This window comes from Vibrio sp. R12-SW3-ISO1 (genome assembly GCF_059834005.1).
Window position 1 is genome coordinate 1 of sequence record NZ_JCBDGK010000040.1, and the last position, 15,651, is coordinate 15,651.

The 15,651-nt window shown below is 47.3% G+C and carries 13 protein-coding genes and 1 tRNA gene; 8 read left to right on the forward strand and 6 right to left on the reverse strand.

Translation table 11 applies throughout. The annotated features are described in order from the left end of the window. Nucleotides 1-159: 159 nt before the first annotated feature. Nucleotides 160-233, reverse strand: a tRNA-Cys gene (locus AC6R0R_RS10780). 184 nt (nt 234-417) lie between these two features. Next, the gene (locus AC6R0R_RS10785) at nt 418-765 is read right to left on the reverse strand and encodes a HopJ type III effector protein (RefSeq protein ID WP_500626662.1); all 348 of its coding nucleotides are present in this window, start codon (nt 763-765) and stop codon (nt 418-420) included. Nucleotides 766-1,101: 336 nt separating this feature from the next. Between AC6R0R_RS10785 and AC6R0R_RS10790 the strand changes: the two genes are divergently transcribed. Together AC6R0R_RS10790 and AC6R0R_RS10795 are read left to right on the forward strand one after the other, a co-directional pair. Continuing rightward, the gene (locus tag AC6R0R_RS10790) at nt 1,102-2,082 is read left to right on the forward strand and encodes a response regulator (protein WP_500626663.1); all 981 of its coding nucleotides are present in this window, start codon (nt 1,102-1,104) and stop codon (nt 2,080-2,082) included. 11 nt (nt 2,083-2,093) lie between these two features. Then, nucleotides 2,094-3,044, forward strand: coding sequence for a sensor domain-containing diguanylate cyclase (locus tag AC6R0R_RS10795; RefSeq protein WP_500626807.1), 951 nt, complete (start codon nt 2,094-2,096; stop codon nt 3,042-3,044). 29 nt (nt 3,045-3,073) lie between these two features. Here AC6R0R_RS10795 and AC6R0R_RS10800 read toward each other — a convergent pair whose 3' ends face one another. The 4 genes from AC6R0R_RS10800 to AC6R0R_RS10815 form a co-directional block, all read right to left on the reverse strand. Continuing rightward, nucleotides 3,074-4,186: a GGDEF domain-containing protein gene (locus AC6R0R_RS10800; protein ID WP_500626664.1), complete on the reverse strand. Its 1,113-nt coding sequence runs from the start codon at nt 4,184-4,186 to the stop codon at nt 3,074-3,076. 131 nt (nt 4,187-4,317) lie between these two features. Beyond that, nucleotides 4,318-6,372: an EAL domain-containing protein gene (locus tag AC6R0R_RS10805; RefSeq protein WP_500626665.1), complete on the reverse strand. Its 2,055-nt coding sequence runs from the start codon at nt 6,370-6,372 to the stop codon at nt 4,318-4,320. Between the two features lie 303 nt (nt 6,373-6,675). Beyond that, nucleotides 6,676-8,121 carry an ATPase RavA stimulator ViaA gene (gene viaA / locus AC6R0R_RS10810; protein WP_500626666.1) on the reverse strand — a complete coding sequence of 482 codons (1,446 nt, stop codon included), beginning with the start codon at nt 8,119-8,121 and terminating at the stop codon, nt 6,676-6,678. Nucleotides 8,122-8,132: 11 nt separating this feature from the next. After that, nucleotides 8,133-9,794 (reverse strand): ATPase RavA domain-containing protein, encoded by a 1,662-nt coding sequence (locus AC6R0R_RS10815; protein ID WP_500626667.1) that lies wholly within the window; start codon nt 9,792-9,794, stop codon nt 8,133-8,135. Nucleotides 9,795-10,066: 272 nt separating this feature from the next. Here AC6R0R_RS10815 and AC6R0R_RS10820 point away from each other — a divergent pair, with 272 nt between their 5' ends. From AC6R0R_RS10820 to proX, 6 genes are all read left to right on the forward strand, one after another. Continuing rightward, a complete protein-coding gene (locus AC6R0R_RS10820) occupies nt 10,067-10,591 on the forward strand; it encodes an NUDIX hydrolase (RefSeq protein ID WP_500626668.1) in 525 nt (174 codons plus the stop codon). 32 nt (nt 10,592-10,623) lie between these two features. After that, entirely contained in the window at nt 10,624-11,628 is a 1,005-nt protein-coding gene (ltaE, locus tag AC6R0R_RS10825) for a low-specificity L-threonine aldolase (RefSeq protein WP_500626669.1), read from the forward strand. A gap of 71 nt (nt 11,629-11,699) precedes the next feature. Beyond that, on the forward strand, nt 11,700-12,035 hold the full coding sequence (locus AC6R0R_RS10830) for a c-type cytochrome (RefSeq protein ID WP_500626670.1): 336 nt from the start codon (nt 11,700-11,702) through the stop codon (nt 12,033-12,035). Nucleotides 12,036-12,270: 235 nt separating this feature from the next. Continuing rightward, nucleotides 12,271-13,458, forward strand: coding sequence for a glycine betaine/L-proline ABC transporter ATP-binding protein ProV (gene proV / locus AC6R0R_RS10835; protein WP_500626671.1), 1,188 nt, complete (start codon nt 12,271-12,273; stop codon nt 13,456-13,458). 4 nt (nt 13,459-13,462) lie between these two features. Beyond that, on the forward strand, nt 13,463-14,569 hold the full coding sequence (gene proW, locus AC6R0R_RS10840) for a glycine betaine/L-proline ABC transporter permease ProW (RefSeq protein ID WP_500626672.1): 1,107 nt from the start codon (nt 13,463-13,465) through the stop codon (nt 14,567-14,569). Beyond that, complete coding sequence (gene proX / locus AC6R0R_RS10845; protein WP_500626673.1) at nt 14,566-15,573, forward strand: glycine betaine/L-proline ABC transporter substrate-binding protein ProX; 1,008 nt, start codon at nt 14,566-14,568, stop codon at nt 15,571-15,573. The genes proW and proX overlap by 4 nt, the downstream gene beginning before the upstream one ends. Nucleotides 15,574-15,651 lie beyond the last annotated feature (78 nt).

A 15,651-nucleotide genomic window follows, 5' to 3' on the forward strand; every position in this document is an offset into this window, starting at 1 on the left:
ATGGTGACAAAGCCCATGTTAAGCACGCCATTGAATCACTGGTGGAACGGACTGGCGCCGATGAGATTATGGTCAACGCAATGGTATATGATCAGAGCGAAAAACTGCGTTCTTATCAGCTACTGTCTGAGTTGATGGAATAACAAGATAGAAAAAGAATGGAGGCGCGTCCCGGAGTCGAACCGAGGTCCACGGATTTGCAATCCGCTGCATAGCCACTCTGCCAACGCGCCTTTTTTAGAACAGCACTGAGTCTCAGTGCTGTGTTCGGCGCTTACTTTACGTATTCAGCACGAGGAGTCAAACAAAAATCCCTATTTTAGGCGTGTTCGCTGACAAATGCGCCAATTAGAGCAGACATTGTACGAAGTGGTCGTTCAATATAGTCGTCCACCTCTCGCCTGTCTTTGACGACGCTTACCCCTTATCTGCTAATGCTTGACCTTCAAAATTCACACCTTGCCAACCGGTTTGCATAAAATTGCGGATGTTCACGTGATCATCCCCTGCCGGATGGTTGAGGACATCTTCACGATAATAACGCCCAAAGCAAGCGAGGGTTTGTGACTCTGACAGTTGATTCTTTTGGCCAAACGCAAAAATCTTGCAAGACCCATTGTTCTGATTCACCTCATTAAAGGTGTCACCATTGGTGAACGCGGTAGGCGTAAACGTGTAGTAACGCTCAATGATTGCCATGGTCTGATCAAACTCTATCGTCTCCGGAGAGTGTTCGAGGGTGTGGATGAAGGTGGTGAGTTCCATTTGGTTAAGCTCCTTATGTCATAAAGGGCCAAGTCTACGGGATCGTCCTCGATGGCAAAAGGAGAAGATGAACCAATCACTCAGTATTTCAATGTAGACACGATTCATGTGGCACATCAAACACACAAAAACCATAACCAACCAAACACTTATGCAAGTGTAATATGTGCGTAAAGTCTAATTTCTTTTACTGATAGAAAAAAATAACTCGAAAAATCAATAGCAAAAGGGTTTACTAACCCGCAGCAATTTTGAAGCAATGTCTCATTATTGATACCAATGCAAGCCGAGAGGGTTTGATTTTATGGCAACGACGACTGGGTCAACCATCATCTTATGAAGATTCTGGTTTGTGATGACTCTAAAATCGCGCGCAAAGCGATTTTATCGAACATTGATACACAGGCAATCACTCTTTACCAAGCAGAAAATGGAAAGAGCGCTTTAGAGCGCCTTGCATCTGAGCCTATCGACGTCCTGTTCCTCGATTTGACCATGCCTGTCATGGATGGTTTCGAAGTGCTTGCCTCGCTACCTGTCCATGCGTACCCGACCCAGGTTATCGTGGTATCAGGGGATATTCAAAATCAGGCAAAACAGCGCTGCCGGGAGCTCGGCGCCCACGACTTCATTGAGAAGCCGTTCAGCGCGATGGATCTTCACGCGGTATTTGAACGCTATGGGATCCCACTGTGCCCTTCGGTGCACACACAGCCCACACGGCAGCTCTCCGCTCACGAGCTACTCAATAACATCAAAGAGATCAGCAATATCGCTCTCGGTGCTAGTGCCTCACTCATCGCAGAACAAACCGGGCGATTTATTGAAATGCCTTTGCCTAACGTTGCCTCCTTGCATCAATCAGAACTCAAAATGACGATTCAAGACATCGTCAACAATGCAGAATATCGCGCCGTGTCACAGCGCTTTGTTGGCAATGGCATCAATGGTGAGGCGCTCGTCTGCTTACACGGGCAAGGCATTGATCAATTTTCGGCTGTTACGGTTGACAACTTTCATGCCGAAACCAACGAAGCGATCCTGGATATTGCTAACTTATTAGTCTCCTCGTTTTTGGTGTCATTTAGCAAGCAGCTCGACATTGCTATCTCTTTGCGCCAGCCCATCGTGCTGGAAAAAGAGCCGCTACAACGAGCGCTAAGCTGCTCTCAGTTTTTAAACGGCTACGAGCAAGAGATTTTTACCATTGAGTTTGTTTATCACGCCGAAAATCTCGATGTCGCCTGTGACGTGATTTTCCTTATGGACAATGACTCAATGAAGTCCATCGAATCCGTATTGGAGTGTGTAATGTGATCAAGCATGATATGGGGGATTTTCACTGGGCGATGCAGATCATCGGCGAGCTGGATGCAGGGCTTATCGTCTTGGATAAGCACTACCGAGTCTTGGCGTGGAATTCGTTTATGCAATCGTACAGTGGCATTCGCGCCGAAGCGATCATTGGCAAAGTGTTGTTTGACGTTATGCAAGACTTACCTGAAACTTGGCTGCGTAATAAAGTCGACACCTCGTTTCGTTTGAACAGCCGCGGGTTCTCTTGCTGGGAAGACCGCCCTTACCTGTTCAAATTCAAAAACTTCAGCCCAATCTCCAACGGCTTACCGGAGATGCGCCAAAACATCACCTTCTCCCCTTTAACGTCAGTGAACGGCGAAGTCTCTCATGTCAGTCTTATCATCAATGACGTCACGGACGTAGCGAAAAACAAAACCCACCTCATCGATTCCAATCAAAAACTGTCGGATCTCAGTCGCACAGACGGCTTAACTCAACTCTACAATCGTGCCTACTGGGAAAGTTGTCTTCAGCAAGAGTTTGATCACGCTAAAGTGACCGGGAAACCAGCGTCACTGGTTATTTTCGATATTGATCACTTCAAGCGAGTTAATGATAACTATGGTCATACTGTCGGGGACATGGTGATCCGCCACACGGCAAAAGAGCTCATCAAAGCCTCTCGTGGCAGTGATATTTGTGGCCGCTACGGCGGTGAAGAGTTTACGGTTATCTTACCGGGTACGTGCTCTGAGCAAGCGCTCTATTTTACCGAGCGCCTTAGAAAACGTATCGAACAGTCGATTGTCGAATGCGAAGGGTACTCTGTTCGCTACACCATCAGCCTCGGGGTGTGCGAGTTGACCGAACAACAACCCAACCACCTAACCTGGTTACAACATGCAGACAAAGCGCTCTACTATTCCAAAGAATCCGGACGAAACCGATCAACCGAGTTTGATATGTCGTTTGTGAAATAGCGCGACTCGCCATTCAGTGAACGCCTCTGTTATGTTGACTTTTGCTTACTGACAATACTGGTGATGACCTGCGATTTGGCTGCCTCACTGTGATTTTTTTTATCACGATACATCTGTTGATCGGCGAGTCTGACCGCGTCTCGCATCGACACTGGGTGCTTCGCCGTTGATTCAGAGACACCAATACTGATCGAGACGTCATCACGGATGTCCGCCAGACGTTCAATCAGACGTGGCACATAGGTCTTCTGCGCATCTTGCTTTTTACAGCTTGGCATCAACACAACGAACTCATCGCCGCCAAAGCGAAAGCTTTTGTCAATGCCCCTAGAAATCCCTCGAATGGCATCCGCCACCGCGATCAAAACGTTATCCCCCTCCTCATGACCAAAGTTATCGTTAAACGCCTTGAAACTGTCAATATCCATATAGAGCACCGTAATACTGTCACCGTGTGCATGACACTCTGTGAAGAGCTTTTCTGCCACTTCTTCAAATGCGCGTTTATTGTATAAATTGGTGAGAGGATCTTGGCTTGCCATCAGTTCAATATGCTTGGTCCTTTCCCTGACCATCTCCTCCAATTCATTGACGTATTGGTAGGATTTATTCCGCTCCATCTCGATTTCATTCATCATGCTTTTTATGTAAGTATCAAAGACATAAGAGACATCAAAATCCATCAAACGGCTTAAAATTTCGCATTGATAATTGGCTATGGTGGTATCAGAAATATTCGAGCGGATCGTCGATGAAAGCACTTCTTTGAGGTAACTGACGGCAGACAAATAGAGTTTTGGGTCAACGCCAATTCGTTTGTGTACCAACCCGATTCTCAACCTATGCTCCACGTAGTCGAGATCGACTTCTTTAGAAAACAAATCAATCACATACTGACGCAGAGCGCTCATGAGGCGTTGCAAAGTACCAGCATCACCAATTAAAGTCTCTACATCAGGGGTGTTCGTCTGATGCTCATAAAAACCTGCAACGATTGAATCAAGCTGGCGAACTATCACGCCTTTCAGTGAACGTAGCTCCACTAGCTCACTCGACGTTAGGCGAAATAACTGAAGCCGTTGTTTGAGCTCCGATTCTGAGATCTGTTGTTGCTCAACCAAGGATTTATCTGTAATTCTCATTGCTTTGCTTCCATAGCCAACTCATGCTTTAGTTTAGACTATAAAACCCAATGCATAGTAGTTTTTTCATTTGTTAATTCAATGAATTACATAGCCATTAACCATGCGAGAAAAGTGGATATAGACCATTTTTAAGAAGTGAGGTGAACAGGTTTATCTACAAAACAACATAGCGCATCAATCGAGATCGGCTTCGAGAACCAGTAACCTTGATAGTAACGACATCCCATGCCTCGAAGTTCAGTAAATTGTTTCTGTGTTTCAATACCTTCCGCAACCGCATCATATTTGAACGAGTCTGCTATCTTTATCATGGATTCGATAATGGCCTTACCTTGGACAGTGTCCATTTGATTGACAAAACTACGATCAATTTTAATTTCATCAACTGGGATATTGACCAGATGGTTGTAAGAGGTATAACCGGTACCAAAATCATCCAGAGAAACATGACAGCCAAGTTCACGCAGGATCTCAATACTTTTGAGATGGAAATCTTTCATCTGAACAAAGAAGGTTTCCGTGATTTCCAAACAAACTAAATGCTCTGGTACACGATACTGGCGAAGCAGGCGTTTAAAATCGTTGATAAATTGTTTATCAAGAAGTTCTCGTGATGAAATGTTGATCGACAATCGAAAATCATTCGGCAATTTATCACGATAGGTTTGATATTTTTTAAAGCACGCTTCAACAACCCAAAGATCAATGTCGCGAATCAATCCATATTGTTCTGCGACCGTAATATACACCTCAGGTGAGAGTTGACTTAAACTCTCTGAATGGCACCTCAACAGTGCTTCTGCGCCAACAATTTGCTCTCTCTCTGCATCGTACACAGGCATAAACAGCAAGTAGAACTGCTCACCTTGTAACGCCTTACGCACACTGTCTGCAATTTGATACTCTTCTTCATGAGCCATCATAGTGTCGAAGTTGAATTCAGCGGATCGCTGCTCATTTCGCTTGGCAATATTGACAGCAAATCGCGCTCGCTCTAATGCTTTGACGCCCGTTTCAGGTAAAAAGTCACTGGATACGTAGCCAATGACGATTTCCAGCATTAGATGACCAATCCCATCAAGATTGACACCTAAATCATTCAAATCAAGTAAATACTGAGACTGCTGAGAAGTTAAATTCTCACCCACACACTCGATCAACAATTCATCTTCTGTCACCCGATAAATCGTCAGCTTATGATTAGGTAATTCTCGCACCATTTTTTGCCACATTCGTTCCATAACTTTGATGACCGCAGGATTACCAAAATGGTGGTTTAAGGCGTGATAGTTACTGATCTTGACCAAGTACATTTTCACGGGTTCATTGTATTGGGCTAGAGCTGAATAATTTTTGACAAAGTGCTCTACCGTGTAAAAGCCTGTTTTCTTGTCTCTATAAACATTATCCTTGGCAAGGAGCAGGAGTGACTTAGTATAAAAAAGGTAATGTGCCAAACAGCCCACGAGAAGAAGCGGCCAATAAAAAAACATCACTTTAACAAACGTTGATTCATTGAGGATTTGCCAACTAAACGAGAGGCTGTTAATCGTCATCCCCCACTCTCCGTCCGCTTTGACAGGAACACCTCCAGTGTAGAACTCAAGCGCAACGAGTCGGCTAAAATCTAAATCGGCTTGCTCATAAGGGATATCAAACAGCTCCTCCCACCACGTTTCGACCCGAAATCGACTCAAAGGGATAGACTGGGTGCTTTTAGGTTCAAACCGTACAGCTTGATATTTGGTATCTTTGACAGCGTAATGCTCGGATTTCTCATTGGTTAATAAGGATTTAGCAAAGATCGTGACCCCCGGCTGCTCTGTGCTACCCGACCAAAGCGACTCAACCTCCACATTCAGTGTTGCTTTTGTGCTGAGGGACAAAAAATGGCCATTTTGTACGTCATGAGGTAATGGGAATACGATGCCGCACATGTCAAGCTCTGCTTGAGGTGCATCACTACAACGTATCGACACACCTCGTTCAGAGACATTGAGTAACTTAATGCCCGCGTCATTGTTTCCTGCGGTAAGCGGCGCAATATTTGCGTGGCCTAGTACCTGGAAAGAAGCTTGATTTAGCGGTGAGCGAATGATGGCAAAAGTCACAAGCGCAAACGATAAACTGGCTAAAAAGAAGAACAGGTAATGTCTAACTACTTTTTTTTCTTTACTGTCCATGTGAAAAACCACGCAAGGAAAATACGTCAAACGTTCTGAGTGGTCTCATTTCACCTTGGCAGCATAAAAAGGCAAAGAAATGTGACATTCAGAGAATAATTATCTGATAAATATACAAACTTATCATTGCCTTGGCGAGAAGTAGTCCGCTAAATTGCACACAAATTGATTTATATCACAAATGGATCGCCGCGCGGAATTTGCCATACACATATGAATTAGCAAGTCATAAAACGACAATGCCCCGCGAAAGCGAGGCATTGTTCAGTCAACTTGGATAATGATTTGGGGCAGACTATGGCATCACCATTTCTTCATCAGTCTACCGACTAGATTTGGATGGTAAGACCAACAATGATCAAACATGCTCATCAGCTCTGGGTTTCCATACTTTGAGACGCTCAAGGCATGGAAGCGGTTTTTGTTCTCTTTTAAGCCCGCGACCTTATCCTGTACTTCTTGTGACTGTTTCGGGGCAATAAAGTCCGAAATCACCACCATATCGGCGTTTTTGTACTTTTCGCTGCTCATCAAATCAATCGATTTAAGAATCACGGGCTCGAGATCCGTGCCGCCGTGAAAGCTGTACGACAAGAAATCACTCGCTTCACGCAAACCGTCTTGACGTGTCAGCTCGTAGGTAATCTGCTCCGTAGAAAACAGAATAACAAAGCAATCGCGATCGTCCGCCAGTGCGATTTGCATTAAGGCGTAGGCCATCGCTTTGGCACATTGCTCTGGCGCCCCTTTCATAGAGCCAGAGGCATCCACACAGACGATAAAAGGTCCTTTTTCAATCTCAATACTTTTACTGTCAGGCTGTTGAGCCGTCACTTTTCGCAACGTGCGATTTTTCCCTTGCACGCGATAATTCATCAAACGCTTATCCGCTAGGTGCTTGTAAAAAACCACCTCAAGCTCTGGGTATGCCAAAAACATCGTCTCGTTGGGCAGTAGCTTGTTGAGATCATCACTTTCGTGTATACCGACAATGTCGTCTGTCGCTTCGTCGGTTTTCTCTTCCACGACTTCAATCGCTTCCACTGGCGCTTGGTATAAATCAGGATCATTGACTTGCCCCGCCATGCGGCCGAGTTGCTCAGCAATTTTTTGTAGCCCGCTGTTCTTTTTCAAAAACTCCGCGTGTTTTTTCATGGTGCCAAGATCGGTTTTGCTCAGCTTCGCCGCAGCCATATCCCACAGACGCCCGACACTCGCTTCGTCTCCCTCTTTCGCGACGTTATCCATGTTTTTCATGGTTTCCATGCGTTGATAGAGATCTTTGAGGGCTTTTTCTTTGCTCGCTTCTAGCTCACTCAACTGGGCAGTTTTTATCGCATCTACCAAGCTTTTGTACCATTGATCGCAGAAATAGTGGGCGAACATTGGGTTCTTAACCCCTTTATTCTTCTCTACAAGACGCCTCGCCTGCATGTAAAACGCTGAGTGCCATTCCAACTTTCTAATGACCTCAGGCAATTGAGCGTGAAACTTGGCTTCATCCCAATAAATGACTTCTTGATAAAGCGCGAGCTCTTGTTGAAAACGTTCCGTTTCACACACCTTAGTGATGCGTTTTTTGACACTGCCGCGCCATTTCAGCAGATGATTTTTCACCGAGGATTTCATTCCTCGGTTCTCAGCCATGATCATCACTTGTGAGCGCGCAACAATATCGTTCATCGCGCTTTCAACGATGCCCGAATCGGCGATCATTAATGCTAAATTAAGTCCATCAGCACCCAGCACAACGTTTCCCCTTACTCAAAAACCGGTGGCAAAGTTTGCAATCGATAAAGCGCTTTTTCGCTCTCTGATTTGGCCGCTTCCAATGCCTGGGTTAAGCCTTGTAGCCCAGCTTCCATCTCACGAGGGATCGCCTCGTCGATAAAGTTGTGTGGCAGTGCGGCGTGGAAACTGGAGCGCGCTTTACGCAAGCGGTGCTCTGCTTCTTCTAACGATTTCAACGCCTGCTCTGAACGCGTTAACCAAGTTTGGAAGCGGTCGTGGTCTAGCCCTTCACTCGTGACAGGGGTCAACAATACTGCGCGATTCGCAATGTCTTTAATGACTAAATTATTGGCTGCATCCACATCAAAACGAAGACGACAAATCGCCGTAGATTGATTGACATAACCACTCACTTCGCCGTGGCCATCACGAACCAGTTTTTCGAGATCGGGTTTACTGACGAACACACAGCGACTGTCACCTTTTTCGGATTCAGACACCGACATATTGGCCTGAAGCAGGACCAACTTGATAAGACCCGGAGTCACACCCACTTTATACAAACGTGCATCGGAGAAATCGTACGACTGAACTTGTTTCTTCAGTAATCCCGTTGAAGATTCAAGAGAGAGCTGAATAGCAAACGTCTCTTCGAGTTCTTCTTGAACGTCTTGCAGCGTTTCACGGCAGAGGGTAATTTGTTGCTCTACCTCTTGCTGATCAAACGCGTAATTGAGCGCAAACTGACGAATGACGCGGCGCACCACATCACGAGATTCAGGGCTGTTCCATAAGCAATCTTGTAGCAGCAACAGATCCAATGCGTTGATCGCATCGCGGCCATTAAAGTAGGCGCTGGCTTTCAACAGCTTAACGGCTTTTTTCCAGCGTCTATCAGACACATACATGTCCTTATCCACACTCGAGCCGGGCACTTCGCCAGTCTCTTTCTCAAGTAAGCTTTTGAGTTCAAACAGCTTCTCAAACACATCATCACTCAACTCAAGGGTATCGAGATCTTGCTGCCAGAGGTGGTATTCTTCATCGGTAATCGCCAGGCCTTCTGGAATTTTGGCTTCTTGCGTCGTGCCAACGGTGAGCATGGATTTGAAGTTTTGCTTATTTTGAATTCGATTAACAAACAAACGCACCAGCATGCGGTCATAGAGTGCCTCTAGACCACTGTCCTCATCGGGCAATTCGTTTGATGCCGACACTAAAAGACGCATGGGCACTTTCTCAATATCACTGCCATTTTTAAATGTTTTCTCGTTCACCACGGTCAAGAGTGTATTGAGAATGGCGGGGCCGGCTTTCCATATCTCATCGAGAAAGACGACTTGCGCGGTAGGTAAATATCCATTGGTCAAACGTACGTAGCGGCCATTGTCTTTCAGCTCTTGTATGCTTAGCGGGCCAAACACCTCTTCTGGTGTAGAAAAACGTGTCATCAAATATTCAAAATAGGACGAGTTATCAAACGCTTGAATCAAGCGCTTAGCAATCAAACTTTTTGCTATGCCTGGAGGGCCCAGTAGAAAAACGCTTTCACCGGCCAGGGCCGCAAGTAAACACATTTTGATGGTATCTTCACGTTCGTAGACACCGTCAGATAGGGCGTGAGCCAACTTATTGATTCGTTCCGACAGTAACGCTTTTTGCGAGTGGGGGACTCTATTTTGACTGAACATTATTGGGCGATCCTCGGGGCGCTAAGCGAGCGTAATGTATAACGTGCTTTATACATTTGTTATTACTTTGTTACAAGTATAGTTTATTATAATCAGCCCTTTGTTATATCAGATTCGCTTTTTACTTAATTTTCTGTAATCAATGTTTGCATATTTGCGCGATTCATCACACCGAGTTATTAATCCATTCCAACGCATAGCTCTTCATTACTTTTCATCGGGTGCCGAAATGGGTAAGGTAGGGTCAACATGCTAGGGACACCACATACCCAATGGACAAACAAACCACGATTCACACCTGGAAACGGATTGCTCTTATTGAAGAACCCGTGATCTTACCCAATGGTCAACAGATTACCCATACCACGATTTCTCACCCGGGCGCGGCGGTCATGCTGCCTATCGATGACAATGGTGATATCGTCTTGCTGAACCAATATCGGCCGTCTCTTAAAAAGTGGCTACTTGAACTCCCAGCGGGCACGCTAGAAGCGAACGAAGCCATTGTCGACTGCGCTTCACGTGAATTGGAAGAAGAAACGGGCTATCGCGCCTCAGAGTGGATTTCTTTAGGGCAAGTCACACCGCTCGCAGGTTTTTGTGATGAGATTCAATATCTTTTTGTGGCCAAAGGTCTCACAGCTTCTAAACGCTTAACGTGCGATGATGATGAAGTGATTGAGGTACTGACTTTATCGCTGCGCGACATCGAACAACGCATCATTTCAGGTGAGATCACCGACGCCAAAACCATCGCATGCATCAGCAAAGCGAAACTGTGCGGCTATCTCTCTTGAGTTTCGTTTTCCCTCATTAATAAGGATAGGTTATGGATTTTCGCTCTGACACCGTGACTCAACCCACTCTAGCCATGCGTGAAGCGATGGCCCACGCCGCTGTTGGCGATGATGTGTACGGCGATGACCCGACCGTCAACGAACTTGAGTCTTTCGCGGCCAAGCGTCATGGGTTTGAGGCTGCACTTTTTACCACATCTGGCACGCAAGCCAACTTACTGGCGTTGATGGCACACTGTGAACGTGGCGACGAGTACTTATGTGGGCAACAAGCGCACAACTATCGCTATGAGGCAGGTGGCGCTGCGGTGCTTGGCTCAATTCAGCCTCAGCCGATTGAAAACAACCCGGATGGCACGCTCGATTTCGACAAACTTCGAGCCGCCATCAAGCCCGATGATTGTCACTTTGCTAAAACCCGTTTACTCAGCTTGGAAAACACCATTAATGGTAAAGTTCTGCCACTCGATTACCTGGCACAAGCGCGAGAATTTGTCGATCGACACGGCTTAAGCCTGCATTTAGATGGGGCTCGCGTATACAACGCCGCCGTCGCGTTGGATGTTGATGTCACTGAGATCGCACGTCACTTCGACTCCATGACCGTATGTCTTTCTAAAGGTCTTGCAGCGCCTGTGGGCTCATTGCTGCTCGGCAGTCACGCCTACATTGACAAAGCACGACGCATCCGAAAAATGCTCGGTGGCGGCATGCGTCAAGCCGGCATATTGGCCGCTGCAGGTAAATTAGCGCTGACTGAGCAGGTAGCTCAGCTTTCTATTGACCACGCCAACGCCAAACAGCTCGCGCATACCCTAAATACATTGCCCGGTTTTTCCGTCAATCCAGAATTCGTGCAAACCAATATCGTCTTTGCCAAACTAGAGAAACACCTTGATATAGAGGCCATAGCAGAAGCGTTGGCCAAAGAGAATATTCTCATCACACCATCCAATCCCATCCGCTTTGTTACTCACAAAGATGTGACCCAAGACGACATTTCCACACTCTGCGCGCACATTCATCGCGCGCTTTGATCTCACCCATTGAGCTTCCCCCTAGGGGAAGCTTTATTCTCAGTCCACACACACCGACATTGAGAGTACAAATGAATCGATGGATACGCCACGTATGCCTGTTGGCCACTAGCACCGCGTTAACACTCGCTAGCGGGGCACATGCGAAACCTTTCGGCGACGCGCAGCTTGGACAAGTCAAATCACCCAGTTGCGTTTTTTGTCACGGCAGCACCGGCCAAAGCGCCAATCCCAATTACCCTCATCTCAACGGTCAAGATGCCACTTACCTGTTCAACGCGATGCGTGCCTATCAACGAGATGAGCGAACTGGCCCACTCGCGCAGATGATGAAAGCGCAACTTTCCAAACTCAACGAACAAGACTTGCGCGATATTGCTGCGTTTTACGCTGCCCAAGAAGATTAATTACACCTCAAATAAAAACCGCTTCTCAAGGGTTGTACGTCGCTATTCAACACTGGCGTACGGCCCTATTCACAACCTATCAATCATCACAAAAAAGTAAAAAAAACCGACATATAGTGACAAAAAACTCATTAACAGACCGATTTGGTTATGTGATTTTTATCACCTCCGATTTGAAATTCCATTAAATATTGTTTAGTGTACTAACGTTTTTGAGCAAAAAAGGAAATCTTTGATGGATCCCATACTGGAAGTAAAGGGACTGTACAAAGTGTTTGGTGATGAACCCAATCACGCATTCGACCTGTTGGAAAAAGGGTTGGATAAAGACACTATCTTCGACAAAACTGGCCTTACTGTCGGGGTCAATGATGTCTCACTCACGATTAATGAAGGCGAAATCTTCGTCATCATGGGCTTATCGGGCTCTGGCAAGTCCACCTTGGTGCGACTGCTCAATCGATTGATTGAGCCAACACGCGGCAGTGTTCTATTCAAAGGCAATGACATTGCTTCGATTTCAGAGCAGGCACTGCGAGAAGTCCGTCGCCACAACATCTCCATGGTGTTTCAAAACTTCGCCCTAATGCCCCACATGACCGTGGTTGAGAACGCCGCTTTTGGCCTAGAACTCGCCGGTATTGATTTGGAAGAGCGAAATCGCTGTGCCCTATCGGCACTAGAGCGCGTCGGCTTAGAAAGCCATGCTGATTCCTTCCCCGTTGAGCTTTCTGGCGGTATGCAGCAGCGTGTCGGACTGGCTCGAGCGCTAGCTTGTGACCCTGATATTCTGTTGATGGACGAAGCCTTCTCAGCCCTTGATCCGCTGATCCGTAGCGAAATGCAGGACGAACTGATTCGTCTTCAAAACGATGATAAACGCACCATCGTATTTATATCGCACGATCTTGATGAAGCGATGCGAATTGGAGATCGCATTGCCATCATGCAAGACGGACAAGTGGTCCAAGTCGGCACACCCGATGATATTCTCAACAACCCTGCCAATGACTACGTTGAAGCCTTCTTCAAAGGCGTCAATGTGGCCAGTGTTCTCACAGCGAAAGACATCGCCCGAAAACAGCCGACCGCAGTGTTTAAAAAATCTGAGCACGATGGTCCCGGCTCAGCGCTGCAAATGCTGATGAATCACGACCGCGAATTTGGCATTGTGGTCGATCGTGCCAGCCGCTACTCCGGCATCGTCTCTCTCGAATCGCTGCGCCAAGCGCACAAAGAGAAGCGCTCTTTAACCAGTGCTCAAATCGATGATGAGGTGACATTGTCACCCGAGCAATCCATCAATGACATTCTTGGCATCGTTGCCGATGCGCCGTATGCCGTTCCAGTGATTGGTGAAGACGGCCACTACTACGGAGTCATCACCAAATCTCGCCTACTACAGACGCTAGATAAGGAGTAACGCGGTGTCAGAAGAAACTTCTCAAACGGACCCGTGGTCGCAAACCACGGCAGATAACACAACACCATCGGATCCTTGGGCAACGGCGACATCCGACGAGGGCGCAGACTGGCTTACATCCGAAGTGACGCAAACTCAAGCGCTCGATTTAATGCACCCATTCAATGAGGCGCTCTTGCCCGTCGATGCTTGGGTTGAGACTGGCCTAAACTGGCTGGTCGAACACGGTCGCCCGCTTTTCCAGGCGATCCGCGTTCCCATCGACCTGATCCTGAGTTCATTCGAACTGGCGCTTGTCTCCACTCCAGCCCCATTCATGATACTCGCCTTGTTTCTTTTGGCATGGCAGTTTTCAAATTGGCGTCTGGGCGTAGCGACCTTGGTTTCGCTGCTCACTATCGGTCTGATTGGTGCGTGGAGCCAAGCGATGACCACCTTGGCCTTGGTACTCACTTCAGTCTTTTTCTGTTTGCTCATAGGGTTACCTTTAGGCATCGCATTGGCTCGTAACCCAACTGCCGCGAAAGTCGTCAGGCCACTGCTCGACGCGATGCAAACCACCCCAGCCTTTGTCTACTTGGTGCCGATTGTCATGCTCTTTGGTATCGGTAATGTGCCCGGCGTTGTGGTGACGATCATATTCGCGCTGCCACCTGTGGTCAGGCTCACCATACTCGGCATCGTTCAAGTGCCCAAAGACTTGATTGAAGCAGGGCACGCCTTTGGTGCCAACAAGAAGCAAATGCTGTATCGCATCCAACTGCCGCTAGCGCTGCCTACGATTATGGCCGGCGTAAACCAAACCTTAATGCTGTCACTCTCTATGGTGGTGATTGCATCGATGATCGCGGTCGGTGGTCTGGGTCAAATGGTGCTGCGCGGCATTGGTCGCTTAGATATGGGCTTAGCCGCCGTAGGCGGATTGGGCATCGTCATTCTTGCCATACTGCTTGATCGCATTACCCAAGCACTGGGCGAAAACGCAGGCAATACCAAGCGCCGTTGGTATCACACTGGTCCTGCTGGCGCAGTAATCAAGCTTGCTCGAGGCAGTCACTCAGCCCACGCAGTCAACAAACAAGGAACTTCACTTAGGGAGAAACAACAATGAATAATCTATGGAAACAGACATTCAAACTGACATCGGCCTCGGCCTTGGTGTTATCAGGCACAGCTTTTGCCTCATCGCTACCGGGCGAAGGGATCGCAGTGCAACCGGTGCAATCCACCGTCGCCGAAGAGACCTTTCAAACACTTGTCGTCAGCCGTGCCCTCGAAGAGCTTGGCTACGACGTGGCTGAGCCAAAAGAGGTGGATTACAACGTCGCTTACACCTCAGTAGCGAAAGGCGATGCCACATTTCTTGCCGTCGGTTGGTTCCCTCTACATGCCGATAAATACACCATGGCGGGCGGCGATGACGTGTTCTACCGTCAAGGCGAATACGTCAGTGGTGCGGCTCAAGGCTATTTGATTGATAAAAAGACCGCGGAACAGTTCAATATCTCCAACATCGGCCAACTGCAAGATCCGAAAATCGCTAAGCTGTTTGATGCTAATGGTGACGGCAAGGCTGATCTCACTGGCTGTAACCCAGGTTGGGGCTGTGAAATGGTGGTCGAAGCGCAACTCGACGCCTATAAACTGCGTGATACGGTGACGCACAACCAAGGTAACTACGCTGCCATTATTGCCGACACCATCTCACGCTATAACAAAGGTGAGCCAATCCTATATTACACTTGGACACCGTATTGGGTGAGTGGCGTTCTGGTCCCAGGCAAAGATGTCGTTTGGCTTGAAGTCCCTTTCTCTGCCTTATCCGGCGAGCGCAAAGACGTCGACACCTCACTGCCGAATGGCAAAAACTACGGGTTCGAGATGAACTCGATGAAAATCGTCGCCAACAAGACGTTCGCCAGTCAAAATCCTGCTGCGGCCAAGCTGTTTGAAATCATGAAACTCGATATCAATCATATCAGTGCACAAAATATGATGATGAGCAAAGGTAAAAACAGCTCAGCGGACATAGAGGCCCACGTTGAAGGTTGGATAAAAGCCAACCGCTCGCTGTTTGACTCTTGGGTTGAGCAAGCTAAAAAAGCCGCCAAATAACCGCTTCCGCCCCTTGCTTCGCAAGGGGCTTTTTGATTTTAGTGTCTAAATCTTGACGAGCGTCATGCACAAATTTCT

Coding starts and splice junctions, on each gene's coding strand:
- proX (WP_500626673.1), top strand. CDS start 14,566: ATGAATAATCTATGGAAACAGACATTCAAACTGACATCGGCCTCGGCC.
- AC6R0R_RS10785 (WP_500626662.1), bottom strand. CDS start 765: ATGGAACTCACCACCTTCATCCACACCCTCGAACACTCTCCGGAGACG.
- AC6R0R_RS10790 (WP_500626663.1), top strand. CDS start 1,102: ATGAAGATTCTGGTTTGTGATGACTCTAAAATCGCGCGCAAAGCGATT.
- AC6R0R_RS10800 (WP_500626664.1), bottom strand. CDS start 4,186: ATGAGAATTACAGATAAATCCTTGGTTGAGCAACAACAGATCTCAGAA.
- AC6R0R_RS10820 (WP_500626668.1), top strand. CDS start 10,067: ATGGACAAACAAACCACGATTCACACCTGGAAACGGATTGCTCTTATT.
- AC6R0R_RS10805 (WP_500626665.1), bottom strand. CDS start 6,372: ATGGACAGTAAAGAAAAAAAAGTAGTTAGACATTACCTGTTCTTCTTT.
- ltaE (WP_500626669.1), top strand. CDS start 10,624: ATGGATTTTCGCTCTGACACCGTGACTCAACCCACTCTAGCCATGCGT.
- proV (WP_500626671.1), top strand. CDS start 12,271: ATGGATCCCATACTGGAAGTAAAGGGACTGTACAAAGTGTTTGGTGAT.
- AC6R0R_RS10795 (WP_500626807.1), top strand. CDS start 2,094: ATGGGGGATTTTCACTGGGCGATGCAGATCATCGGCGAGCTGGATGCA.
- AC6R0R_RS10815 (WP_500626667.1), bottom strand. CDS start 9,794: ATGTTCAGTCAAAATAGAGTCCCCCACTCGCAAAAAGCGTTACTGTCG.
- AC6R0R_RS10830 (WP_500626670.1), top strand. CDS start 11,700: ATGAATCGATGGATACGCCACGTATGCCTGTTGGCCACTAGCACCGCG.